Source organism: Prevotella veroralis (assembly GCF_018127765.1).
GTDB lineage: Bacteria > Bacteroidota > Bacteroidia > Bacteroidales > Bacteroidaceae > Prevotella > Prevotella veroralis.
In genome coordinates, this window is the sequence record NZ_CP072330.1 from 528,146 (window position 1) to 552,928 (window position 24,783).

General features: G+C 41.2%; 25 protein-coding genes. 19 read left to right on the plus strand and 6 right to left on the minus strand.

Features of this window, described 5'->3' with window-relative positions; all coding sequences use genetic code 11:
- The first annotated feature begins 34 nt into the window (after nucleotides 1-34).
- The 5 genes from J5A55_RS02140 to J5A55_RS02160 all read left to right on the plus strand — a co-directional run bounded on the left by J5A55_RS02140 (nucleotide 35) and on the right by J5A55_RS02160 (nucleotide 3,125).
- The gene (locus J5A55_RS02140) at nucleotides 35-850 is read left to right on the plus strand and encodes a Nif3-like dinuclear metal center hexameric protein (protein WP_004382536.1); all 816 of its coding nucleotides are present in this window, start codon (nucleotides 35-37) and stop codon (nucleotides 848-850) included.
- A gap of 87 nt (nucleotides 851-937) precedes the next feature.
- Complete coding sequence (locus J5A55_RS02145; protein WP_004382537.1) at nucleotides 938-1,762, plus strand: zinc ribbon domain-containing protein; 825 nt, start codon at nucleotides 938-940, stop codon at nucleotides 1,760-1,762.
- A gap of 296 nt (nucleotides 1,763-2,058) precedes the next feature.
- Nucleotides 2,059-2,331 (plus strand): CD225/dispanin family protein, encoded by a 273-nt coding sequence (locus J5A55_RS02150; protein WP_039850968.1) that lies wholly within the window; start codon nucleotides 2,059-2,061, stop codon nucleotides 2,329-2,331.
- A 117-nt stretch (nucleotides 2,332-2,448) separates the two neighbouring features.
- Nucleotides 2,449-2,715, plus strand: a complete 267-nt coding sequence (locus tag J5A55_RS02155; protein ID WP_234396063.1) for a DUF2752 domain-containing protein — start codon at nucleotides 2,449-2,451, stop codon at nucleotides 2,713-2,715.
- 68 nt (nucleotides 2,716-2,783) lie between these two features.
- The gene (locus J5A55_RS02160) at nucleotides 2,784-3,125 is read left to right on the plus strand and encodes a TM2 domain-containing protein (RefSeq protein WP_039850969.1); all 342 of its coding nucleotides are present in this window, start codon (nucleotides 2,784-2,786) and stop codon (nucleotides 3,123-3,125) included.
- A gap of 112 nt (nucleotides 3,126-3,237) precedes the next feature.
- Here the strand turns inward: J5A55_RS02160 and J5A55_RS02165 are convergent, their stop codons facing one another.
- The 3 genes from J5A55_RS02165 to J5A55_RS02175 form a co-directional block, all read right to left on the minus strand.
- On the minus strand, nucleotides 3,238-3,984 hold the full coding sequence (locus tag J5A55_RS02165; RefSeq protein WP_004382540.1) for a peptidylprolyl isomerase: 747 nt from the start codon (nucleotides 3,982-3,984) through the stop codon (nucleotides 3,238-3,240).
- Between the two features lie 98 nt (nucleotides 3,985-4,082).
- Nucleotides 4,083-4,949, minus strand: coding sequence for a DnaJ domain-containing protein (locus tag J5A55_RS02170; protein WP_004382541.1), 867 nt, complete (start codon nucleotides 4,947-4,949; stop codon nucleotides 4,083-4,085).
- Between the two features lie 200 nt (nucleotides 4,950-5,149).
- On the minus strand, nucleotides 5,150-5,599 hold the full coding sequence (locus tag J5A55_RS02175) for a type I restriction enzyme HsdR N-terminal domain-containing protein (RefSeq protein ID WP_004382542.1): 450 nt from the start codon (nucleotides 5,597-5,599) through the stop codon (nucleotides 5,150-5,152).
- Nucleotides 5,600-5,801: 202 nt separating this feature from the next.
- On the opposite strand from J5A55_RS02175, the gene holA reads away from it, so the two are divergent.
- The 5 genes from holA to J5A55_RS02200 all read left to right on the plus strand — a co-directional run bounded on the left by holA (nucleotide 5,802) and on the right by J5A55_RS02200 (nucleotide 11,432).
- Entirely contained in the window at nucleotides 5,802-6,827 is a 1,026-nt protein-coding gene (gene holA, locus J5A55_RS02180) for a DNA polymerase III subunit delta (RefSeq protein ID WP_004382543.1), read from the plus strand.
- 820 nt (nucleotides 6,828-7,647) lie between these two features.
- Nucleotides 7,648-8,118: a helix-turn-helix domain-containing protein gene (locus J5A55_RS02185; RefSeq protein ID WP_018911070.1), complete on the plus strand. Its 471-nt coding sequence runs from the start codon at nucleotides 7,648-7,650 to the stop codon at nucleotides 8,116-8,118.
- A gap of 929 nt (nucleotides 8,119-9,047) precedes the next feature.
- Complete coding sequence (locus J5A55_RS02190; RefSeq protein ID WP_004382546.1) at nucleotides 9,048-9,818, plus strand: dihydroorotate dehydrogenase electron transfer subunit; 771 nt, start codon at nucleotides 9,048-9,050, stop codon at nucleotides 9,816-9,818.
- A 117-nt stretch (nucleotides 9,819-9,935) separates the two neighbouring features.
- Nucleotides 9,936-10,844 (plus strand): dihydroorotate dehydrogenase, encoded by a 909-nt coding sequence (locus J5A55_RS02195; RefSeq protein ID WP_004382547.1) that lies wholly within the window; start codon nucleotides 9,936-9,938, stop codon nucleotides 10,842-10,844.
- Between the two features lie 36 nt (nucleotides 10,845-10,880).
- Complete coding sequence (locus J5A55_RS02200) at nucleotides 10,881-11,432, plus strand: isochorismatase family protein (protein ID WP_004382548.1); 552 nt, start codon at nucleotides 10,881-10,883, stop codon at nucleotides 11,430-11,432.
- 315 nt (nucleotides 11,433-11,747) lie between these two features.
- Here J5A55_RS02200 and aroC read toward each other — a convergent pair whose 3' ends face one another.
- Both aroC and J5A55_RS02210 read right to left on the minus strand, forming a co-directional pair.
- Nucleotides 11,748-12,836: a chorismate synthase gene (gene aroC, locus J5A55_RS02205; protein WP_004382550.1), complete on the minus strand. Its 1,089-nt coding sequence runs from the start codon at nucleotides 12,834-12,836 to the stop codon at nucleotides 11,748-11,750.
- 2 nt (nucleotides 12,837-12,838) lie between these two features.
- Nucleotides 12,839-13,435, minus strand: a complete 597-nt coding sequence (locus J5A55_RS02210; protein ID WP_004382551.1) for an FKBP-type peptidyl-prolyl cis-trans isomerase — start codon at nucleotides 13,433-13,435, stop codon at nucleotides 12,839-12,841.
- Nucleotides 13,436-13,771: 336 nt separating this feature from the next.
- Between J5A55_RS02210 and J5A55_RS02215 the strand changes: the two genes are divergently transcribed.
- Entirely contained in the window at nucleotides 13,772-14,140 is a 369-nt protein-coding gene (locus J5A55_RS02215; RefSeq protein ID WP_009434823.1) for a hypothetical protein, read from the plus strand.
- A 116-nt stretch (nucleotides 14,141-14,256) separates the two neighbouring features.
- Here the strand turns inward: J5A55_RS02215 and J5A55_RS02220 are convergent, their stop codons facing one another.
- Nucleotides 14,257-15,120: a helix-turn-helix domain-containing protein gene (locus J5A55_RS02220; RefSeq protein ID WP_004382554.1), complete on the minus strand. Its 864-nt coding sequence runs from the start codon at nucleotides 15,118-15,120 to the stop codon at nucleotides 14,257-14,259.
- Between the two features lie 187 nt (nucleotides 15,121-15,307).
- On the opposite strand from J5A55_RS02220, the gene J5A55_RS02225 reads away from it, so the two are divergent.
- The 8 genes from J5A55_RS02225 to J5A55_RS02260 all read left to right on the plus strand — a co-directional run bounded on the left by J5A55_RS02225 (nucleotide 15,308) and on the right by J5A55_RS02260 (nucleotide 24,742).
- Complete coding sequence (locus J5A55_RS02225; protein ID WP_004382556.1) at nucleotides 15,308-16,579, plus strand: TolC family protein; 1,272 nt, start codon at nucleotides 15,308-15,310, stop codon at nucleotides 16,577-16,579.
- Between the two features lie 13 nt (nucleotides 16,580-16,592).
- Nucleotides 16,593-17,609 carry an HlyD family secretion protein gene (locus tag J5A55_RS02230; protein WP_004382557.1) on the plus strand — a complete coding sequence of 339 codons (1,017 nt, stop codon included), beginning with the start codon at nucleotides 16,593-16,595 and terminating at the stop codon, nucleotides 17,607-17,609.
- Nucleotides 17,610-17,617: 8 nt separating this feature from the next.
- Nucleotides 17,618-19,093: an ATP-binding cassette domain-containing protein gene (locus J5A55_RS02235; RefSeq protein ID WP_039851120.1), complete on the plus strand. Its 1,476-nt coding sequence runs from the start codon at nucleotides 17,618-17,620 to the stop codon at nucleotides 19,091-19,093.
- A gap of 265 nt (nucleotides 19,094-19,358) precedes the next feature.
- On the plus strand, nucleotides 19,359-20,417 hold the full coding sequence (locus J5A55_RS02240) for an ABC transporter permease (RefSeq protein ID WP_039851122.1): 1,059 nt from the start codon (nucleotides 19,359-19,361) through the stop codon (nucleotides 20,415-20,417).
- Nucleotides 20,418-20,424: 7 nt separating this feature from the next.
- On the plus strand, nucleotides 20,425-21,510 hold the full coding sequence (locus J5A55_RS02245; protein WP_004382560.1) for an ABC transporter permease: 1,086 nt from the start codon (nucleotides 20,425-20,427) through the stop codon (nucleotides 21,508-21,510).
- A 118-nt stretch (nucleotides 21,511-21,628) separates the two neighbouring features.
- Nucleotides 21,629-23,716 (plus strand): S8 family serine peptidase, encoded by a 2,088-nt coding sequence (locus J5A55_RS02250; protein WP_004382561.1) that lies wholly within the window; start codon nucleotides 21,629-21,631, stop codon nucleotides 23,714-23,716.
- A gap of 131 nt (nucleotides 23,717-23,847) precedes the next feature.
- Entirely contained in the window at nucleotides 23,848-24,336 is a 489-nt protein-coding gene (gene fldA / locus J5A55_RS02255; protein WP_004382562.1) for a flavodoxin FldA, read from the plus strand.
- 46 nt (nucleotides 24,337-24,382) lie between these two features.
- A complete protein-coding gene (locus J5A55_RS02260) occupies nucleotides 24,383-24,742 on the plus strand; it encodes a DUF2023 family protein (RefSeq protein ID WP_009434826.1) in 360 nt (119 codons plus the stop codon).
- Nucleotides 24,743-24,783: the final 41 nt, after the last annotated feature.

Genomic DNA, 24,783 nt, shown 5'->3' on the forward strand with positions numbered 1-24,783 from the left:
GGAATAAAATTGTTACCTTTGCAGTCTAAAACTTATGCGTAGCGTGAAAATAAAGGAAGTTATTGATGCCCTTGAACGGTTCGCGCCTTTGCCCTTGCAGGCGAGTTATGATAATGCTGGTCTGCAAGTTGGATTGACGGAGGCGGAAGTATCAGGGGCTTTGTTGTGTCTTGATGTGACAGAGAAAGTGGTGGATGAAGCCATACAACACGGTTGTAACATGATAGTTGCACATCATCCACTCATCTTCCGTAAGCTCTCTCAAGTGTCAGATACCGATTATGTGCAACGCACAGTGATAAAAGCTATTAAGAACGACATCGTTATTGTGGCTATGCACACTAATCTTGATTCGGCAGAGAATGGCGTTAACTTCAAGATAGCAGAGAAACTTGGATTAAAGAATGCACGTTTCTTCGGTCAGAGTAAACAGGTTGTTAGTCCACAAACGGGCGATATGGTGATGGGAGGTGATGGTGTTATTGGCGAGTTTGATGAGTCCTTAGCAGCAGACGATTTGGTTATCTTACTGAAAAAGAAGTTTGATGTAGAGTGCGTTCAAGCAAATGAATTGCTTCGCAGAGAGATTCGCAGTGTTGCAGTTTGTGGTGGTTCCGGCTCGTTCCTGTTGCCTGATGCAATCGCTGCAGGTGCTGATGCCTTCGTAACGGGTGAGATGGGTTACCATGAGTTCTTCGGTCACGAGCAAGAGATACAGTTATGTGTTATTGGTCATTATCAGAGTGAGCAATATACAACGGAGGTATTACGTGACGTGATAGAACGTGATTGCCCAGGTGTTAAGTGCTGTATTTCAGAGATAAATACGAATCCTATTATCTATTTCTAATAGGTTGGGATGATTCTACCACAGGGTTGGTAAATCGTAAGAACGGATATTGATGAATAGTATTGAATTATAATTAAGATAAGAACTATGGCAAAGAAAGATCCAAAAGAGTTACCAGTAGAGGAGAAGCTAAAGAATCTTTTCCAGTTACAGACGACCCTTTCTGCTATTGATGAGAAGCGTGCTTTGCGTGGAGAGTTACCACTGGAAGTACGTGACTTGGAGGATGGTTTGGAAGGTTTGCGTACTCGTATTGAGAAGATAGAGCTGGATATTAAGGACTTCCAGAGTGCTATCACTCAGAAGAAAGGCGATATTGTTGAGGCTCAAGCAAGTTTGGAACGTTACAACAAGCAATTGGATACTGTCGCTAACAACCGTGAGTATGACACGTTGACAAAGGAGATTGAGTTCCAAACACTAGAGATTGAGCTTTGTAATAAGAAGATAAAAGAAGCTCAATATAAGGTTGAAGAGAAGCAAAGAGACCTTGAGGAAACCCGTTTGCTATTGGAGGATCGACAGCATGCACTCGAAGAGAAGCGTAGTGAACTGGATGAGATTATGCAGGAGACGCGCGAAGAGGAAGGCTTGTTGAAAGAGAAAGCTGCAGAGTTAGAGACGCGAATAGAACCGGGTTTGTTGCGTAGTTTCAAGCGTATCCGTCGCGGAGCTCGCAATGGATTGGGCATTGTTTACGTGCAACGTGATGCTTGTGGCGGTTGCTTTAATAAGATCCCACCACAGCGTCAGTTAGATGTAAAGATGCATAAGAAGATAATTGTCTGCGAGTATTGCGGTCGAATTCTTATTGATCCAGAGTTGGCAGGTGTGAAGGTAGAAAAGCCTGTTGAAGAGAAGCCAAAGAAGCGTAGAACAACTCGTAAGAAGAAGGAGGAAGAGGGCGAGTAAGCCTTGCTTGGATTTGACTTCTTACTGAAGGAGTAGTAAAAGAATATCCCTCATTTATACACAAGTACGTGTTAGATGAGGGAATTTTTGGTTGATTCAAATACTTTCTATCAATTTATTTGTTACTTTAACGTTATTTTTATATCTTTGCCATAGACTTAAGTCAATTTAATTGAACGTTAAGTAGCACATGGAATGAGAGTTGCCTTTTAGGTTCTCCCCAACTTGAGTACTGTGTGAAAAGTAAAACTTATAAGCTAATTCAGCCATGGGAGACTGGCTTAAAATGTACTATTATGGAAGAATTAAATCATCCAAAACCAAACAATTATTTGCCTTTAGCAATTTTCTCTACTCTTTGCTGTTGTTTGCCACTTGGCATTTATGCAATCATCCGTTCAATGAAGGTGAACGATTACTACATGACGAAACAATACGATGCAGCAGAGGCTGCTTCTGCAGATGCTAAGAAGTGGAGTATTATCGGTATAGTTGTTGGCTTAGTATTCCAGATCATTTACTTTTCTTTCTTTGGTGGTCTGGGGTATTTAAGCACATTATCACACTAAAAATTGAGGTCTAAGAAGAAAGTTATAGGGGCTCTTCTTTTAGGAACAGCCTTATTAGTAATATATTATTTATACAATCCTGTTACCTCTTTCTGGGCTCCGAAATGTCCATTTAAGGTGGTAACAGGATTGCAATGTCCTGGTTGTGGATTACAACGGGCATTGCACGCTTTATTGCAAGGAAGGGTTCTAGAAGCAATCCATTACAATTACTTCTTGTTATTCGGAGCCCCTTATTTGTCCTTATTTGGGGTTCGGGCATTACTTCCTGCGGGTAATTTTAAACGAAAATTGGCGAGTGTAATAGAGGATAGAAGACTTATCTTATTGTATGTCGTTCTATTCTTTGTTTGGCTTGTGGTGAGGAATATCTTGCATATTTGATATTTCTTCTGTTGCTGTTATTGGATACAGAAGAATGAATGGAATATTTAACTTTAAAGATAAAGATAATGGAACAAGAGAAAGTGAATCAGCTATTGATGATGATGGGGTCGAAGATTCCATCTGAAAGTTTACATAGTGTTCGTGAGAAATTGCTTGATTCTGATATGAATGAATCTGACGTCCTCGTTCTCATAAATAGCATGAAAGACCCGACAATATCTATTATCTTGTCGATACTTGTTGGTGTATTAGGTGTTGATAGATTCTATATTGGTGATATAGGACTAGGAGTTGGCAAGCTATTGACAGGTGGTGGATGTTACATTTGGGCACTTGTTGACATCTTCTTAATAATGGATGCAACAAGACAAAAGAACTTAGAATTGCTTTTGACACACCTTCGTTAATTACGATATAGTGTAACATTGTTACACGTTCTCGGTGGTTATTATAAGAGGAATCCCTTATCTACGTGGTTTATGAACATCAAATAGATAAGGGTCTTGCGTTTATACCTTTTTATAAGACGTCTACTGCCTCAATTTTTACGTCTTTTATTGGTTGATCATTACGGTCAGTAGCACAGTTCTGGATACGTTCTACGGTGTCTAGTCCTTCCTCAACTTCACCAAAGACAGTGTATTGGTTGTCAAGGAAAGGAGTACCACCTATTGTGGTATAGGCTTCTGTTTGCTCTGGTGTGAAGGTCGGTTTACCTTGCTGTTTACATTTTGTTTTGGTCTCTTCGATTAACTTATCTTGTAAAGTCTGTAAACCTGCACGATCACGATTGCGCCTTAGATTCATGATTTCCTCGTGGTGTTCTTTTGTTAACTGATTGAAGATTTCTTGCTCTTGTTGCATTTCCATTTGTCGTTCCATCTGCTTTAGTTCTGCTGGCTTATAGGTCTTACCCCATACAATATAGAACTGGCTACCACTGCTGGCACGCTCCGGATTCACTTCATCACCTGTGCGAGCTGCACTTAAAGCCCCACGCTTGTGGAAGAGTTGTGGGTAAACAAACTCTGCAGGGATGGTATAATCTGGTCCACCAGTGCCTAACATCTTTCCTTTCGGCGCATTCTTGCTGTCTGGGTCACCACCTTGTATCATGAAGTCTTTGATAACACGATGGAAAAGAGTACCATTGTAGTAGCCCTCCTTAGCTAATTTCAAGAAGTTATCACGATGTTTTGGAGTCTCATCATAAAGGCGAATAACGATGTCGCCTTCGCTTGTTTTTATTTTAAGTTTTGTTGCCATAACCTTTTTAATGTATTGTAATGATTGATAAATCGGGGTTATATGAGTGTTTGATGATAATCTTTTCTACAAGAACCAACCAAGTCAGAAAGAGATGCTTATAATCCTCTGGCTTTAAAGATACGCTCTTTAGCATCGTTAATGTCTTGGAATTTCTTCTCTGCCGCTTTACGGATATCCTCTCCAAGGGTTGCAACTCGATCTGGATGATGCTTTAAAGCCATCTTACGGTAGGCTGCTTTTACTTCGTCATCAGTGGCAGTAGGGGATATACCCAATACCTTGTAAGCGTCTTCTATATTACTATCTGCTCTTGCACCACTCTCCATGTTAAGCATTGAGTCAACGTCTTTTGCGGTTAGTCCTAAGTGGCGTGCAACCTCCTTTAAAGCCTTTATCTCTTCTGGACTTACATATCCATCTACTTTCGCAATGATAACAAGGTAATTGAGTAATTGTAGTCGTTGACTAACGTCCATATAGTGTTTTATCTCTGTACAACTTTGATGGATGGTCTTTCGGAACTCCTGTTCCCCTTGTTGCTTTTGTACTTCAAAGAGCTTTAAGAGTATTTCTTGCCCTTGATTTACTGCTTGCTCTCCGAAGTTCTGACGTAGGAACTGACGTACAAACTCCATCTCTGAATGCATTATTTTACCATCAGCTTTGATGATATAAGATGATAATACAAGCATAGAAAATAGGAAAGAATTGCGCTGTTCTTCATAGGTTTGTGCATTAGATGTACTGTTTTGCCACCCATACTGATATTGTTGATAGCTATTCCCCTGCGAGTAATGATCCTGATTATTAGCATTATAATTATTGGAATCAGCCCTTGAGTCCATCACTTCATCAATGATGCTACCAAGACAAAAGCCTGCTAATGTTCCAAGAATGCCACTTCCCAACATTGTTCCTAAGGTTCCGCCAATCCAGCTACCAAACCATTTTATATTTCCCATATTGCTCTGTTTTGATGTTTCCTGTTCTTATTTGTATTGTTCTTTATATGGTATATTGATTCACAAAGATGATGCCAAGTTTGGCAAAGTTCGTCTTTTGCGCTTGTGTTTAGTGTCAATTATGATGTATATCATGGAATAGGTATGGAGCAATGTAAAGTATTTTGTGTGATAAAAGATACTTTCGAGAGTTATATATGTTAAATATTTTCGTAATTAGGAATAGTTTCTAAGAACTTATATGTTTGCTTCTCGTAATCCATCTTACAGATGTATGTAGTCATACCATTCGATACAATGAGGTAATCAACATGGAGTAGGAGGTTATAGACTGTGATCTGGTCAAACACTTTCTGCGTCAGTGTGATGTTAGGTGCTTTGTATTCTATGATTATGCGAGGGTGTAGTTGGTTATCATACAACACACTATCAGCCCTCATCCTTTTCTCTCCAATTTGCAAAGGAACCTCATTTGCAAGTAGTGATGCTGGGTAATTCTTATGTTCGATCAAGTAGTGTATGAAATGCTGGCGCACCCATTCTTCTGGTGTGAGTGCTACGTATTTTCTACGGAGAATGTCGAAAATCTGCTTTCGACCGCCTGTCTCTTTCACTCTAATTTGATAAGGAGGAAGATTCAATTGTACCATGTTTGATAGAGCCTATATATAATAAGGTGTAAGGGTGAGGTGAAAGTCAAATGAAAATTTTGTTTTCTATCTCTTTTCTATTAACTTTGCATGAAATGATTGAACCATGATAATGGTGGAGTTAATTCTTAATCCCTACAGAAATAGGTAACTTCAAACATGGTAACAATCTATTCTTAATGCAAAGTTAATAAAAAAGTAAATGCCAGCAAAGCAAGGAGTAACATTTCAGACTATCATGCAGGATCTGAAGAATAGGAGCTTTGCTCCCTTCTATCTGTTGATGGGGGACGAGTCTTATTACATAGATTCTATATCCGACTATATCGCTTCACACGTTCTTTCACCAGAGGAGTGTGACTTTAATCAAACCATTTGTTTTGGTTCAGATGTGACTGCTGTACAAGTCGCTGATATGGCTAGACGCTATCCTATGATGGCCGAGTATCAGGTGATTATTGTGAAAGAAGCACAGAATATCCGCTCTTTAGAAGCCTTAGAAAAGTATCTTAAAAATCCTGTAAAATCGACTATTCTTGTTTGGTGTCATAAGAATGGGAAAATAGATGCACGCAAGAAGGTTCTTGGGTTGGCTCAATCTGTGGGCGTAGTGTTCGAGAGTAAGAAGTTGCGTGATTACCAATTACCAGATTTCATCCAGAACTATTTAAAGCCAAAGAAAATTTCAATCGATCCTAAATCATGCCAGATGATAGCCGACTATATCGGTGCAGACTTGAGTCGTATAGTATCGGAACTTGATAAGATACTTATCTACCTTCCTGAAGACGATCGACGTATTACACCAGAGGTAGTGGAGAAGGAGGTTGGAGTTAGTAAGGATTTCAATGCTTTCGAACTAAGGAATGCCATCGTATCTAAGGATGTTTTTAAGGCAAATCAGATAATCAAATATTTTGACAATAATCCTAAAGCAGGTTCTCTTTACTCTTTTCTCCCTTTACTCTTTTCGTTCTTTCAAAACTTAATGATCGTACATTATACTCCAAATAAGAGTTCCGAACAAGACATAGCTAGGGCTTTAGATTTGAAATCTGCATGGGGTTCGAAAGACTTTATTACTGGTTTGAGGAACTATTCTGCACGTAAAACGATGGAGATTATTTCCAAGATCCGAGAAGTAGATGGTAAGAGTAAAGGCTTGGATAATCCTAATACAGGTGCAGGAGAACTGATGAAAGAGCTAATTTTCTTCATTTTACATTAAAAAAGAAGGGGATTTTTGATGGTATTGAGCTTCAAAAATTCCCTTTTTCGTGCCCCAATCCCTCTATTTTGAGCTAGAATGAGTACCCTAAAAAGGGTACTTTTTTTGTGTTACTCCCTGATTAATAGGGTACTTAACGTTATTTACTCTCTTTATTTCTGGCGTATTTTCGTTTGTCTTATACCTTGTTTATGAATACTCCAATTACGCTAAAATTAAGCGAAAATACAAAAGGAAGATTTATAATTCACATTTGTTTGGGATTAAAAATGTAAATCAATGCGTTTAATAATACATATTGTTTATATTTTGATTTACATATTTGTATATAGATAAAAGAGATAAAAACCGCACAATGATATGTAAATGTAAATAACAAAACACAAATGTTTAGTTTTCAAAATCATAATGAATAGATATACGTGTTATATATGTGCTATATAACTATTTGTACACCAGTGTAATACATATAATTATTATCTTTTATCAGTGCTATTGGCAGTCTTTTATCCTTATATTACTGCATAAATGCATTATTTAGCCTTCTAAATTCTCCAATAAGCCTTTAATAACCAGTTAATTGGTCGTTTCAAACAAAGAAATGGTTATATCTGCTATAGATGATATAGTTTCTATTTGTATATGTAAATAGGTTTTGCACACATTTGGAAGTTTGTAATATTGAAATGTAAATATCAAAAGCTGGATATACAAAGATGTATTATTAGCTGGCACGTTTTGGTATTTAAAATTAATTGTTTACCTTTGTAAAATCAAAGGAAGTGTGGCTTTAGAGCCTAAAAAAGCCTTTTGTTTGGTTATGAAAGATAGAATTAGACAACTCATGGAGAGTCAGCACATGACTCAACAGACCTTTTCAGATTTCATAGGAATATCGTCTGCATCACTTAGTAGTATCTTCACCGGAAGGACGAAACCTACTCTTAACACGGTTGAGGCTATTCGTAGTAAGTTTACAAAGATTAATCTTGATTGGTTAATGTATGGTCAAGGACCAATGTTCAAGGATCAGGTTACAGAGTCAGGGGCTGATGGTAGTACGAACGGAGTGGCTGGTACTACCACTTCTGAAGGTCATCTTGATTTCTCTTCAGCCCCTGCCCCATCCGAGCAGGGTTATGGGCAAGGTTCCTCACAGCATGTTAATGATACACTAAAAACGCCTACAAGAACAGAGATAAAATATGTTGACAAACCACAGCGGCGTATCACTGAGATCCGAATCTTCTTCGATGACCAGACGTGGGAGAGCTTTGTTCCGAAAAAGTGAGTTGATGAGTAAGGTCATAACTCACCTTTCCGTATAATATTTCTACATAATCACTTTGAAAGATGTAATCAGCTTTTGTAAATCCTGAAAGCTGATTTTACATCTTTACCTTGTTGTCCTTATTTATTTATAGAGATAATTCTTTTGTTGCATAAAGCCTATTCTTATTGTTTCAAAAGATGTCTTTTTGTTTGTTGTTATGTAACCTTTATACTTGAAAAGACAGTTGCCATATTATAGAACTCTAAATCCATTGCATTAAGCAGACGGCTTGGAGTACTCGAACTAATATTGAACTTTTGAGCGAATCTATTGTTGAAACGTCACCTTATTACATGTGTATGCAAGGTTTCTTCAGCCTATTATTATCTCACAAAAACCCTGTTTTAGTTTTATTTTAAGTTGCTGTCAGTTTTAACATTTAGTACAATGACTTGTTTATCAGTATATTATGCGTTGAAAGTAAGTGATAGTAATGACAGCAAATTTAATTACCTCTTTATTTGGTAGTTCTTTACTTCCTCGGTTCCTCTTCTTTTTTCCATTCCTATAGATACTGAATACTATCGGTGTCCGCCGTTCGCGCTACTGGTGTTTACCATTCGCATATTTGCTTTTAAGTGCTTCTTTATTTATTAATAAGGTCTAAGTGGGATGATGGAGTATGCCTTGATTATAGCTACCATTTGTTTCGTTTGGTCCAAATATTTGTTTTTTAGCTTATATTTCTTATGTATCTATCATTTCAATAGATAATTTGTGTACCTTTGCATAAACTAAGCTGCACTCGACAAAGTGCATGCGAGCATTCCTTTGTACTCGTTTGCATTATCTTTGCATAAGCTAAGCTGCACTTGACAAAGCGAATGCGAGCATTCCTTTGTACTCGTTTGCATTATCTTTGCTAAATACATTCAAAGCATAAAAAGATGAAGAAGTATGTCCTTGACTTAAAGGTCTCTTCAGTGGAGCAGATCAATGATAAGAATGTTCTCATTCGACTCACTGATGACAAGCCACTACCCGAGATGCTTCCTGGTCAGTTTGTAGAAGTGAGAGTGGACGGCTCCCCTTCTACCTTTCTTCGCCGTCCTATTTCTATCAATTTCCTCGATCGTGACCGCAATGAACTATGGTTGTTAGTTGCCACCATAGGCGATGGTACGCGCGCACTTGGGCGTCTGCATGTGGACGATAAGCTTAATTGTGTACTCCCATTAGGTAATTCCTTTACTCTTCCTAATCGTCCTGACGAACGCATCTTGCTTGTTGGCGGAGGTGTCGGCGTAGCTCCTTTGCTTTATTTTGGTAAGACCATAAAGGACGCGAGAGCTACCCCAGTCTTTTTGTTGGGTGCTCGTTCTGCCTCTGACCTTGCCGAGTTAGAACTCTTTAAAGCCTATGGTGAGGTCTGCATTACCACAGAAGATGGTTCAGCAGGTGAGAAAGGATTTGTTACGAATCACTCCGTTCTGTCCAAAGAACACTTCGATCGCATCTCAACTTGTGGACCTAAACCCATGATGATGGCTGTTGCCCGTTATGCTCATAAGGCTTCTATTCCATGTGAAGCATCATTGGAGAATATGATGGCATGCGGTGTCGGAGCCTGTTTGTGTTGCGTTGAGAAGACCATTGAGGGCAATCTCTGCGTATGTAAGGATGGTCCCGTCTTTGATACGCAGAAGTTGATGTGGTGAGAATATAGTGATAACAACACCTGAAGACTTATAAGCCTAAGAATGAGAATAAGCCTAGTAGAAGGTGTGGTTATCTATGAGGAATAAGCTAAATATGTAAAATTAAATGATGAATCTATGGCAGATTTAAATGTAAATATAGGTAACTTACATCTAAAGAACCCTGTAATGACCGCCAGCGGAACATTTGGCTATGGTCTTGAGTTTGCTGATTTCGTCCCATTGGAAGAGCTTGGAGGGATTATCGTAAAGGGTACTACGCTCAAACCACGCGAGGGGAATGACTATCCGCGCATGGTTGAAACACATCAAGGAATGCTTAATTGCGTTGGTCTACAGAATAAAGGAGTGGACTACTTCATCGATCATATCTATCCACAGATACGGGATATTGACACGAATATGATTGTTAATGTGAGTGGAAACTCGCCTGAATCGTATGCTGAGACAGCTGCCAGACTGGATGAATTAGACGCTATTCCTGCAATAGAAGTCAATATTTCCTGTCCCAATGTGAGGGAAGGTGGCATGGCATTCGGCGTTTCTTGCTCTGGTGCAGCCACTGTTGTGAAAGCCGTCCGACAGCATTATCACAAGACAATGATCGTGAAGTTGTCACCTAATGTGACCGATATAGCCAGTATAGCACGTGCTTGTGAGGATGAAGGAGCCGATTCCGTATCGTTGATTAACACCCTTATGGGAATGGCAATAGACATTGAACGCCGTTGTTCTAAGCTGAGTATCCGTACTGGTGGACTAAGTGGTCCAGCCATAAAACCCGTTGCTGTGCGCATGGTTAATGATGTGGCAAAGGCGGTAAAGATACCTGTTATCGGTCTAGGTGGTATATCAACTGCAGAAGATGCTATCGAGTTTCTCATGGCTGGGGCGACTGCTATTCAAATCGGAACAGCCAACTTTATTGATCCACAAGTGACCCTCAAGGTGCGTAATGGCATAAATGATTGGTTGGATAAACACGGTTGTAAGTCGGTCACGGAGATAATCAACTGTATTGAATAAAAAGCTGAATACAATAATTAAATATAAAATGATATTATGAAGAAAATGCTTTTGATAGTCGATCCGCAGGTCGATTTCATCACAGGGACATTGCCTGTACCAGGTGCAGCAGAGGCTATGGATGCACTAGCAGAGTATGTTTGTGCGCATGGGGAGGACTATTCTGTGAAAGTGGTAACCTCCGATTGGCATCCTTATCACCATAGTTCTTTTGTGCCAGAAGGCGGTCAATGGCCTCGTCATTGCGTCCAACATTCAGCTGGAGCATCCTTATGGCAATCGTTGTTAGTAGCTCTTAACGAGACTATTGATGGTTTTCAAATGCTTTATAAAGGCGATACCATTAATCGAGAGGAATATTCCATTCTGCAGAATAAAAGGTCGGCAAGACATCTTTTAGAGCTCCTTGTTGATCATCACATCGATCAGATTGATGTCTGCGGATTAGCTGGTGATGTCTGCGTATTGAATACTTGTAAGGATTTAAAGGCGATGATAGGAGAGAGGCAACTACACGTTTTAAGTGAGTTTGCTCCATCTTTAGATGGTGGAAAAGCCTTGAGCGAGTTTGTGAAGACCTTGGAATAGTAAAAGGGCTTGGTAGCTAATCAATCAAGAGAGCGTTGTCTATGCTAGAGAAGAAGCTCATGTAAGTTTGAAAAGACATGGTTCTGATTGAGAAAATAATCTAAAAGTTTCCACATAATAGTTTATAAGCGAATAAAAAATAGTCTATTTTTCCTTTCAACAAAGTCTCTTCTCTTGGTATAAGGACGAATAGGAGTAGGATAGGGGAGCGTTTGCTCGCCTTGAAAAGAGCATAAAAGAAGAGGATGCCAACCATCAATAAGAATGGTTACAGCATCCTCTTTTTCGTATTCTTACGTCCACGACGTGTGTAGCTTATATTCGTTTGGCGTTGTCAACAAGCAGGGCATCAAGTATTGTCATGGCTGCCATAGCTTCAACAATAGGTACGGCACGTGGCAGAACACATGGATCATGACGCCCATGAACGTCTATCTTCGTTGCTTCCCCCTCTTTATTGACTGTCTCTTGTTCCATCAATAAAGTGGCAACAGGCTTGAAAGCAACACGGAAATAGATATCTTCTCCATTGCTTATACCACCTTGTATTCCTCCGCTATGATTCGTTTTTGTTTTGATATCATGCGTTTGTTGCTTGTCAGAAGAGGGGATGAATACATCGTTCTGTTGGCTTCCTCGATAAGAGGCACTCGCAAAGCCCTCTCCATACTCGAACCCTTTCGCTGCATTGATACTAAGCATTGCAGCTCCCAGTTGGGCGTGTAGCTTATCGAATTCAGGCTCTCCCAATCCGGCAGGGCACCCCTTAATAACACAAGTAATTACGCCTCCAATCGTATCGCCCTCACGCTTCATTTCAGCAATGAGTGCCTCCATCTCCTTCGCTTTCTTTGGTTCTGGACAGCGCACGGGGTTGCTTTCAATGAGCGAGAAATCATATTTTTGATAGTCTTTGTCAAGCGTTATATTGCCCACCTGACTAGTGTAAGCCGTTATACTAATACCCTTCTGCTTCAGAACTAACTTTGCCAACGCACCAGCAACGACACGTGAAAGAGTGATGCGAGCCGATGCGCGACCTCCTCCTCGATAGTCTCGAATGCCATACTTATTATAATAGGTGTAATCGGCATGAGATGGTCTAAAGAGATTGGCGATGCTATCGTAGTCTTTTGACTGCTGATTCCTATTCCTTACGATGAAGCCAATAGGGGTGCCAGTAGACTTTCCTTCGAATACACCACTCAGTAGTTCCACCTGATCAAGTTCCTTCCTGTCAGTCGTAATCCTACTTTGTCCTGGTCTTCTTCGAGCCAGTTCTTGTTGTATGAAGTCGATGTCGATAGGAATACCAGGTGGCATTCCATCTACCACGCCACCGACAGCCACACCATGACTCTCGCCGAAGGTTGTTAGTGTAAAGAGCTTACCAAACGTGTTCATAATCAGTTGCCACAGTTGCAGCCATCACCACATTCGCCCCCACAACTACAGCTGTCTCCATCGCTACAGTTGCCTCCGCAGCCACCACCACATCCACAATGATGCTGGTTCATGCGGTCGAGGAAGTCCTTAACTTCAGCCTCGCTTGCCTCGCGATTTTCGATAACCTGTCCGCGAAACATCAAATCTTTGCCAGCGAGCGGATGGTTTAAATCAATCGTAACCTTATCATCTGATACCTCAAGCACCTTACCCAAGAAGCGTTGCCCCTGCTCGTTTTGCAATGGAACAATCGCATCCTTATAGATATTCTTTGCGTCGAACTCACCATTCACACTGAAAGTTTCCTTGTCAAGAGCCAACACGCTGTTTGCATCATGCTCCCCGTAAGCTTGCTCCTTAGTAAGTGAGAACTCAAAGTTAGCACCAGTTTCGTGCTTAACTATCTCTTCTTCAAAGGCTGGCAAAGCCATGTCACAACCCGTATAGAACTGCATTGGCTTTTGTTCCTCAGTCTTTTCAATGAAGTGTTCAGCTCCATTTTCTACGCTATTTAACTCATACTTGATCGCGATGAATCGATGTGTATTTTCCTTCATTATCGTTTTTTCTTTATATATAATATGTTGTAAAGGGTATGCAAAGATAGTTATTTTAAACGAGATAGCGCTTTCTTAGTTACTGATTTTTCGATTTGCAGTCCTTTAGAATATGGTTTGTAACGGAAAAGATAGTCGAAAGCATGATATTGTTACTGATATATATCAAACCCCTTGATATGTGTCAAAAATATAAGAGAAAACCGCGAAAATGTGTTGAACAATCATTGTATATGCCAAAAACCTACTAACTTTGCAATCGTAAACAAGATAAAACTACAAATTTAAAGATAACAAGAGGCATCATTAATGACGCCTTTGACTAAAGAAAGGAAAATGAATATGAAGAAGATTGTATTGACAGTAGTAGCAGTAATGAGTATGACAATGGCTTTTGCAGCAGGTGAGAACGATAACAACACAGCAACAACCAACGCATACAAGTTCAATCTCAGCACATATGCATTGAGCCGTGCTCTTAATCTAAACCAGGATCAGGTAGATGTAGTAGAGGATATTAACCGCACTTTCTCGGCAGAGATGATGAATGCAGCTGTATCTGATAGCTCTGAGCGTGAGGCTAAAGTAAATGCTGCCATCAAGAAGGATCTTTCTTATATGCACTATGTTTTGAACAATAGTCAGTATCGCGAGTATGTAAAGCTCCTCAATGTTACATTGAACAACCGCGGTCTTAACAAGTAAACGATCCTCTTTCCTCTTCCTATAGGAGAGATTCATACAAGATATATTAAAGGCTACGAGTCAGGCTTCTGATTCATAGCCTTTTTATTATATACGTCAGATAGTGATAAAGGAAATCACTTCATATCCTCTTGGTAAGCCTTCGGTGTTATTCCTGTTTCCCTCTTAAAGAATTTAGAGAAGGCTGATGCACTAGGGAAATGCAACTGATCAGCAATCTCATATCCCATCGCATTGTTTGTTTTCAATAGTAGTTTCGCCTCTTGGATAGTAGCCCGATTAATCCAATACATGACACTCTGCCCACTAGCTTTCTTAATGATTGCCGAGAGATAATGTGGTGTTACATGCAATTGTGACGCATAGAACGGAATAGAGCGTTCGCTCATACAATGTTTGTGTACCAATCGTTTGAATTTCATAAAGACGTCTTGTGTACGAGTACTTTGGTCGTGCTTCTCACTTTCCTCGGCTATTTCCTTAATGTATTGTACGTCTGAAACAATCGATTGGAGTAGGTTTTGAACTGTCTTTCGCCGATAAGGTTTAAGTTGAAGGATGTCCCATGTAAGATAAATCATACGTAAAAGGCGGTCACACTCTGCTGGTGAAGCATTGAGGACAGCCTCATCAGTAAAGTTAATCCCCTCTCGGAAGACAATAGCAACTACTCGTGCATCATCTGAGACAGCTTTAGGTTCAATGATTGTATCAGAGGGGAGCAGCATTAAAGAACCTTTTTCAAGGTGATAGTCCTGCAAGTTAATGCAAATATCAGCCTGTCCCTGCATTGCAAGAAGGAGGCGAGGTTCGATAATCTGATAGATCTTTCCTTCCTCAAGAAAGCGTGTGTGCTGCAAGTGCCCATTGAGAACTACCACGACATCATCCGTCATCATGATTCGTTCCATCTGTTCCGACAGTTCGTTAATATCGATATTATCCATCGAAAAAGGGTTGATGGTCTTGACTTCTCCCATAATATGTTCTTATTGTATGATTCGATTACAAAATTAGTATTAATCCTCTGAATGAAAGGCAGGAAAGCCCAGAAATCGTACAATCTGACCATCTTTTCTGTGTATTTAATAACCAACCACTCCATCAAATAGACTATCTTTGTCAGCATCATAGATGTTAATTGGTTATGAAACAATAGAATAAGATATGAAGAAGAAAATACTAATTCTTGCATTATTAGCTTCGGCATCAGTTGCACAAGCACAGACATTAGACGAGTGCCAACGTGCGGCAGAGAAGCACTATCCCATTATCAAGCGTTATGACTTGATAGCAAAGACAACCGACTTAACGGTTAAGAACATTCAGAAAGAATGGTTGCCACAGGTGACAGCAGCTGCCCAAGCTACTTATCAGAGTGCTGTTGCTGCATGGCCTGACCATCTGCAAAGTATGTTCCAGCAGGTAGGACTGAAGATGAAAGGTCTTAGGAAAGACCAATATAAACTGTCTATTGATGTTCAGCAACCTATTTATGATGGCGGCGTTATCAGTGGTCAGCGTAAGATAGCCAGCCAAGAAGGAAAGGTACAGGAGGCTGAGAATGAGGTAAACCTATATCAGGTGCGAAGAAGGGTCAATGAGTTATATTTCTCACTCTTGCTCCTTGACGAACAAATCAAGCTCAATGACGATGTCAAAGCACTGCTACAATCGAGCGAGCAGAAACTCTCCGCCATGGTGAAAGGAGGTACGGCAGCAACAAGCAACTATGAGAATGTGCGGGCCGAACGGCTTAGTGCAGAACAAGCTAACGAGAGTCTGAAAGCACAGAAACAGATGTTAAGTAGGATGCTAAGCGTCTTCTGTGGTATTGAAGTCAACCACCTGCAGAAACCCCAAGCCCTTGACGCAGCTGTATCAGCGAATACTCGACCAGAGATGAGGCTCTTTGACAATCAATTACACCTTTCTGAAGCCCAGGAGAAAGCCTTGGATGCACGATTAAAGCCACACTTAGGGCTTTTTGCACAAGGCTTTTATGGTTATCCAGGACTCAATATGTTTGAGGATATGATGCAACATAAATGGAGTCTGAACGGCTTCGTGGGCGTAAAACTATCGTGGAACATCGGTGCACTCTATACTCATAAGAATGATAAAGCAAGGCTCAGACTACAACGAGAACAAATAGAGAATGCACGAGAAGTCTTCTTGTTCAATAACAGTATAGACGAGATACAACAGAAAGAGAATATCAATAGGTACCGCAAAATGATACAAAATGATGACGAAATCATCGACTTGCGCACCCATATCCGTAAGGCTGCTGAGTCGAAACTGGCTCATGGTATTATTGATGTAAATAGTTTGTTGAGAGAGATTAACAATGAGAATGCAGCCAAGTCACAGCAAGCTATACACGAGATTGATATGCTCAAAGAGATGTATAACCTAAAGTTCACCAACAACGAATAAAACAACTAAAGATATGAAAAAGCTTCTTTTAATAAGCCTCGGTGCTCTGATGATAGCATCATGTGCGAAAGACAAGAAAGACTATGACGCTACGGGGACATTTGAGGCTACTGAAGTGACTGTGTCAGCAGAATCGACTGGACAGCTTGAGAACTTCAATGTAAGTGAAGGAGAGGTGTTGAACGGAGGTTTGACAGTGGGTCAGATTGATGCTCGACAGCTCACTTTGAAACGTGAACAACTGACGAGTAGCAACGAACAGCTCGCTGCCACACACGGACAATTAGCTGCTAACAAACGCCAGTTGGCTGCTAATCAGCAGGCAACGAGCAGCAAACAACTCGATTTGAAGAAGCAGGTAGCAGCCATCCGACAGCAGATTGCAAACCAGCAACGGGAACGTCAACGCTTTGCAGAGCTTTTGCAAGACGGAGCCGTCGCTCGGAAGCAAGTTGATGACATAGACTATCAGATACAGGTATTGCTGAAACAACTTGCTGCCACAGAAGAACAGATAAGCAGTCAGAATACTTCTTTGGCCGAACAGAACAAAGGGATTACGGCACAGATGGAGGGTATAGACGCACAACAGGCTGGCATCAATGCTCAACAGGCTGGAGTACGTACGCAACAAGCCCAACTTGACGACCAAATAGCCCATACCTTCGTGCGAAGCCCAATTACAGGAACGGTCTTGGAGAAGTATGTTGAGGCTGGAGAGTATGTCCCTGTTGGTAAGCCACTCTTCAAGATTGCCGACACCAAGAGGATGTTTCTTCGTGCATACGTTACCTCCGAGCAATTGAAACGTGTGAAGATAGGACAGAAGGTAAAGGTCATGGCCGACTATGGGAAAGGTCAGAAGAAAACCTATAATGGTGTGGTCACCTGGATATCAAGCCGTTCAGAGTTTACGCCAAAGACCATTGTTACAGACGACGAAAGGGCCGACTTGGTGTATGCCATTAAGATACAATTCACGAACGATGGCTATGTGAAGATAGGTATGTATGGTGAAGTGAAGTTTTAACAATGCTGATGAACGCAATAGAAGTAAACCAAGTATCTAAGCGATACGGCAAAGTACAGGCATTACAAGACGTCAGCTTTTCTGTAAGGAAAGGTGAGCTCTTCGGTGTTATCGGTCCGGATGGTGCAGGTAAGACATCACTCTATCGCATTCTCTGTTCTTTGCTTCTTCCTAACGGAGGCTCCGTGAGGGTTGAGGGGTACGATGTCATACAAGAAATGAAGGAGGTAAGAAAGCGGGTTGGATACATGCCTGGGAAGTTCTCACTCTATCAAGACTTAACAGTAGAGGAGAACCTCCACTTCTTTGCAACGCTCTTTGGTACCACAGTTGAGGAGAACTACGATGCTATCAAGGCTATCTATTCGCAGATAGAACCCTTCAAAGACCGCAAGGCTGGGGCACTATCGGGTGGTATGAAGCAAAAGTTAGCCCTCTGCTGTGCTCTTGTACATAAGCCGAGTGTCCTCTTCTTGGACGAGCCGACAACAGGTGTCGATCCTGTTAGCCGTAAGGAGTTATGGGACATACTCTCCCTACTGAAAAAGCGAGAGATAACCATCGTTGCCTCCACCCCTTATCTTGATGAGGTGAGACGCTGTGAACGGGTGGCTTTCCTATCGGAAGGCAAGATAAGAGGTATTGGTTCGCCAGAGAAGATACTCCATGAATTTAGCGACATATTTAGTCCTCCAAACCTTGAACATGCTGATAAGCATGATAAAAACAAGGTGGGAAGCACAACAGAAAACGTAATTGAAGTGGAACATCTGGTAAAGGCTTTCGGCAATTTCCATGCTGTTGACGATATCTCTTTCACGGTGAGAAAGGGTGAAATCTTCGGTTTTCTTGGAGCCAACGGAGCAGGTAAGACAACTGCTATGCACATGCTCACAGGACTTAGCCAGCCCACAAGTGGGACAGGAAGGGTTGTGGGATACGACATCCGGACAGACTATGAGCAGATAAAAAAGCACATTGGCTACATGAGTCAGAGGTTCTCTCTCTATGAAGACCTTACTGTGGCAGAGAATATCCGTCTGTTTGCTGGTATCTACGGAATGGACGATAAAGAGATTAAACACAAGACCGACGCTCTTCTTCAACGCCTGAACTTCTCGGAACATCGTGACACCTTAGTGTCAAGCCTGCCCTTAGGTTGGAAACAGAAGTTGGCCTTCTCGGTGAGTATCTTCCATTCTCCTGGTATCGTCTTCCTTGACGAGCCGACTGGAGGAGTTGATCCTGCTACTCGAAGACAGTTCTGGGAATTAATCTATGATGCCGCCCAGAGAGGTATAACCGTCTTTGTTACGACTCACTATATGGACGAGGCAGAATATTGCGACCGCATCTCCATCATGGTTGATGGGAAGATTAAAGCCCTCGGAACACCCACGGAACTGAAGCAGAAGTTTAATCAGCCCGATATTGACCAGGTTTTTACTTATTTAGCTCGACAGGCGAAGAGGGGTTCGGACTAAGTCACATAAGACGCGACAGACTGTTCGCGAAGAATCCGAAAATTGTTCGCGAACAATCCGCAAAGAGTTCGCGAACAATTTGAAAAGAGTTCGCGAACAATTTTGAAAGAGTTCGCGAACAATCTGGAAAGAGTTCGCGAACAATTTCTAGAAAGCTTAGGAGCTTTTTGGAAAAAGCTTAAGAGCTTTTCGTGGAAAGCTTAGGAGCTTTTGAAAAAATCGCTTAGAACAGCATGGTAACATGCATAAAAGACACCAACAAACAATGAAACAATTTATATCATTCATCATCAAGGAAGCTAAACACATTGTTCGAGACAAACGAACAATGCTGATTCTCTTTGGAATGCCTATCATCATGATGCTTCTCTTTGGTTATGCCGTTAGGAATGACGTGCGGAATGTACGGACGGTGATAGTGATGAGTAACACTGATTACGTTACTCAGCAGGCTGTCGACCGATTATCTGCATCGGAGTATTTCACGATAACGCAGCTTGTTGCTACCCCCGTAGAGGCTGAACAAGCTATCCGAGACCAAAAGGCCGACTTGGCTATCGTCTTCGGAAAGGACTATGCCAGCGGACATTTAGACCTTCAATTCATTGTAGATGGTGCCGACCCGAATATGGCGCAACAATGGACTCAATACGCCAATGCCGTCATTACGAATCCGAATAATGGCTTAGTAAATACGAAACTACTGTATAACCCGCAAATGAAGTCGGCTTACAACTTTGTTCCTGCTATCATGGGAACACTGTTGATGTTGGTGTGTGCCATGATGACTTCTATCTCTATTGTTCGCGAAAAAGAGCGGGGAACAATGGAGGTGCTGCTGGTATCGCCCGTTCGTCCAATACTTATCATCATCGCAAAGGTTATTCCTTACTTGGTGCTTGCCTTCATCATCCTGATTGTCATCCTACTTATGGCAAACAGCCTACTCGGTGTTCCTTTGCAGGGGTCGGTGTTCTGGATATTCGTTATCTCTACTATCTATATCCTCTTAGCCCTTTCTTTGGGCTTACTCGTCTCTAACATTGCCAAAACACAGTTAGTTGCTTTGCTGTTATCAGCAATGGTACTGCTCATGCCTATCGTGATGCTTTCTGGTATGATCTTCCCTATTGAGTCGATGCCAAAGGTGTTGCAATACGTTTCGGCTATCATTCCGACACGTTACTATACCAGTGCTATGCGCAAACTAATGATTATGGGGGTGGGAGTAAGACAAGTGATGCACGAGATGATAGTCTTAATTTGTATGCTTATCGGCCTACTCGGCCTATCGCTCGCCATGTTTAACAAACGATTAGAGTAATTTCATTATGACACTGAAATATCTTCTTCGAAAAGAGTTCACACAGATTCGACGCAACCCATTCCTCCCCCGACTCATTGTTATGTTCCCCGTCATGATTATGTGTATCATGCCTTGGGTCATGAATATGGAGGTGAAGAATGTTGTCGTTGATGTAGTAGACAATGATAGGTCTACTCTTTCGCAACAGTTGGTACATGAGATTGAGGCTAATAACTACTTCTCTTTCCACGGACAACAGCTTTCCTATACTGCGGCACTCAATGATATCGAACACTCTGAGGCTGACATCGTTGTGGTGATACCACAACATTATAGTCGTGACTTAACCTTGGGCAACAAACCACAAGTGCTCATTGCTGCCAATGCCGTTAATGGAACGAAGGGATCGATAGGGTCTGTTTACCTCTCACAGATGGTGACGGTCAATGCTGTCCCTACTTTGCAGGCGTTGCAAACGAACGTTTCTACGTTCTATCTCTTTAATAGACATCTGAATTATAAGTGTTATATGATTCCCGCACTATTTGCGATAATAATGATGATGATAACAGGCTTTTTACCAACACTGAATATTGTCGGGGAGAAGGAGGCTGGTACAATCGAACAGATCAATGTGACACCAGTAAATAAATGGACGTTTATACTTGCAAAGTTAATCCCTTATTGGCTGATAGCCTTCTTCGTTATCACTGTTTGTCTACTGTTGTCATGGGCTTTATACGACATCACTCCTGTGGGTAATGTGGCTCTTATCTATCTCTTAGCGATGTTGTTAGCCCTCTTCTTTTCGTCCTTCGGCTTGATAATATCCAACTACTCGGACACAATGCAGCAAGCCATACTTGTCATGTGGTTCTTTGTTGTGATACTCCTCTTGCTCTCTGGGCTCTTTACTCCTACTCGTTCAATGCCAGCTGCAGCTTATCTCACTACATACGCCAACCCAGTAAGCTACTTCATAGATGCGATGCGCACTGTGTTCATTCGTGGTGGAAACTTAAAGAGTATCTTACATCAGGTTCTCGCACTCCTTGGCATCGGTCTTGTCATGGGTTGTTGGGCTGTACAAAGCTATAAGAAGAATCATTAGACAAACCTTTTGCCTATCTCATTTATTTTTTGTTCCTTTGCAAGGTGAATAATCATGAATAAAGAAGATGGCGATGATATTATTGCCACGAATAGATTAACCCGTAAATAAGAAATTAATGTATAGGATTCTTTTATCCCTCATCCTTTTGTTATCAGTGTGCAAACTCGAAGCACAGCGACCCTCTTTTGATAAGATGTCGCCCTTTGTGCGAGAAGCAATGGTGGATGAATTGACAACAAGACGGCTCACTCGTTCTGTTGGAGATCAGCGTATATTGACAGCCTTTGTGCGTATCAATGGAGATGCGGAGAAGGTCTTGCATAGATATGGATGTCGTGAGTTAGCACGTGTCGGGGACATTAGTATAGCTGCTATTCCACTTGATAGACTAGGCGAATTGTTGCTTTGTAAGCAGGTAACTAAGATAGAATCGGGCAAACGGTGTAGTGTTCAAATGGATACAACAGCGGTCGTGATTAATGCTCTGCCTGCTCAACAAGGAGTTGATTTCTCGCAGGCTTATACGGGTAAAGGCGTTGTTGTGGGTGTACAAGATATCGGTTTCGATCTGACACATCCTACTTTCTATTCTGCAGATATGAGCAGATATCGCATTAAGGCAATGTGGGATCAGTTGTCAAAGGATAGTGTTGGCACAGGACTTTATGTAGGTCGTGACTATGTGGGAGAGCAGGCTTTATTGCAAGTTGGGCATCCCGTTGATGGCTTGACAGAGACTCATGGAACGCATACAGCAGGCATAGCTGCAGGAAGTGGAGCAGAGGGCAATGGCATGGTATCGCCTTATCGCGGTATTGCTTACGATGCCGATTTGGTCTTAGTGGATAATGCTGCAGGTGATAATGTTAAGTATATAGAACCAAAAGACTATTATAAATTCACCTATGCGACCGATGCTTTGGGTTTTAAATACATCTTCGATTATGCCGACCAACAGCGTAAGCCATGTGTAATAAACTTCAGTGAAGGAAGCACGCAGGATGTTCATGGTTATGACCAATTATATTATGAATTACTTTCGTCACTAACAGGACCAGGACATATTATTGTATCTTCAGCAGGGAATAACGGTGTAAAGCGTTCTTATATACATAAGCCAGCTGGGCAGGAGAAGGCAGGAACCTTTCTTGTTGGCGAACTGAATACGGCTTCTGTCACGTGTACATCGGTAAAGCCATTTGTCTTCCGTACTACTATATATAATGTGGCAAATGATCCGAAAGTATTTGATATTCCTACAACAAAGGTGTGTGCTGCCCGAGACTCATTGTTTACAGACTCTGTTGTTATTGATGGAAAGAAGTATTTGTGGAAGGTTCTTGCCTATCCAAATAGTTATAACCACACAAAGACAGCCTATGACTTTCTCATTAAGTCTACCGCTTTAGGACAGAGTACGAGTGTATCCTTACAATTAGTAGGGAGGGATGCAGACATCGAACTCTATCGTATGTCTGGTGACCTGCAAACCAATTCTTTAGATCCAAGTCTCAATGCTGGTGAATTTACACATAGTATCTTCTCGCCGTCAAGTGCACCATGTGTCATATCTGTTGGAGCGACAGGCTATCGCACAAGTTTTATAAACTATTTGGGTGAGAAGAAGGTTTATAATAATGGTGAACATGGTGCTCGTGCACCTTTTTCAGCCGTTGGTCCGACCTTTGATGACCGAGTGAAACCAGATGTTATGGCACCTGGACAGAATATAATCTCAGCTTATAGCTCGTTCTATATTAGTGCTCCAACGAGGGAGGATGACTCTGCTAAGAATGATATTAAGAGTGATGTCCGCCACTTTGAGTATAATGGTCGCACGTATGCATGGAATGCGAATGCGGGTACATCAATGTCTGCTCCAGTTGTTACAGGTGCTATCGCACTATGGTTAGAGGCTAATCCAAAGTTGACACCAGCGGATTGTATAGACATCTTCAAGCAGACTTGTACGCATTATGATATGTCACTTTCTTATCCTAATAACCTCTATGGATATGGTCAGATAGATGTAACTAAGGGCTTGAAGGAGGTTTTGCGCAAACAAGCATTAGGTATTACGAAGATAGAAAAGGTTGTGACAGATGACCATATATACCTTTTGGATGGACGATGTGTTGGTACTTCGATAGAGAATCTACCCAAAGGTATATACATAAAGAATGGCAGAAAGTTCGTAAAGTGAAACTTACAGCTCCCTAAAAGTAGGTATTTTGCATAAACCATTACTTTTAGGTATTGCAGATAATAGTTTTTCATCGTATCTTTGCAATCGTAAATAATAAACAAACAAGAAATTAAATCAATAAAAGAAATATGAAGAAGACAATTGTTGTTTACGGTTCATCAACCGGTACATGTGAAGCTATTGCAAACACAATCGCTGAGAAGTTAGGTGTTGAAGCTATTAACGTATCAGACTTTAATGCTGATGTTGTAGCAGAAAATGATAATCTTATCCTTGGTACTTCAACATGGGGTGCAGGTGAATTACAGGACGATTGGTATGATGGTATCAATGTTTTGAAAGAAGCCGACCTATTTGGTAAGACTGTAGCAATCTTTGGCTGTGGTGATGCTGAAAGCTATTCTGATACTTTCTGCGGTGGTATGAAGGAGATTTATGACGCTGCACAAGGTGCTAACATTCTCCCAGGTGTATCAACAGATGGTTATACATTCGATGATAGTGAGGCTGTTGTTGATGGTAAGTTTGTTGGTCTTGCATTGGACGATGTTAACGAGGATGACCAAACTGAAGGTCGTATCGATGCATGGTTAGATGCTATCAAGCCAGCATTGTAATCTAGCAAGAAGATTTATTTTACATTATATAGAAGGGATAACTATGATGACGGATATGATGACAGCCGATATGAAGGTCTTGATGAATCACATCTATGAGTATCAGAAAGGGGTTCGACAGATGGTTCTCTATACTTGTAACAAAAAGTATGAGGCATTCGCAACACTCCGACTTGAGCATCAGAATATCCCTTATATCATTCAACCAGTTGGCAAAGATCGCATGAATCTGTTCTTCGGACGCAAGGAATGCCTTGATGCCATTCGGTTAATGGTAACGAAACCCCTTAACCAACTATCACCTGAAGAAGACTTTATTCTCGGTGCAATGTTGGGTTATGACATACGTGTGCAGTGCGAGCGGTACTGCGAGCGCAAGTGTCGTACTTGTAAATGTGCGACATAAGCCATAATTATTAAGTGATAATCTTGTTCGCGAAATAAATT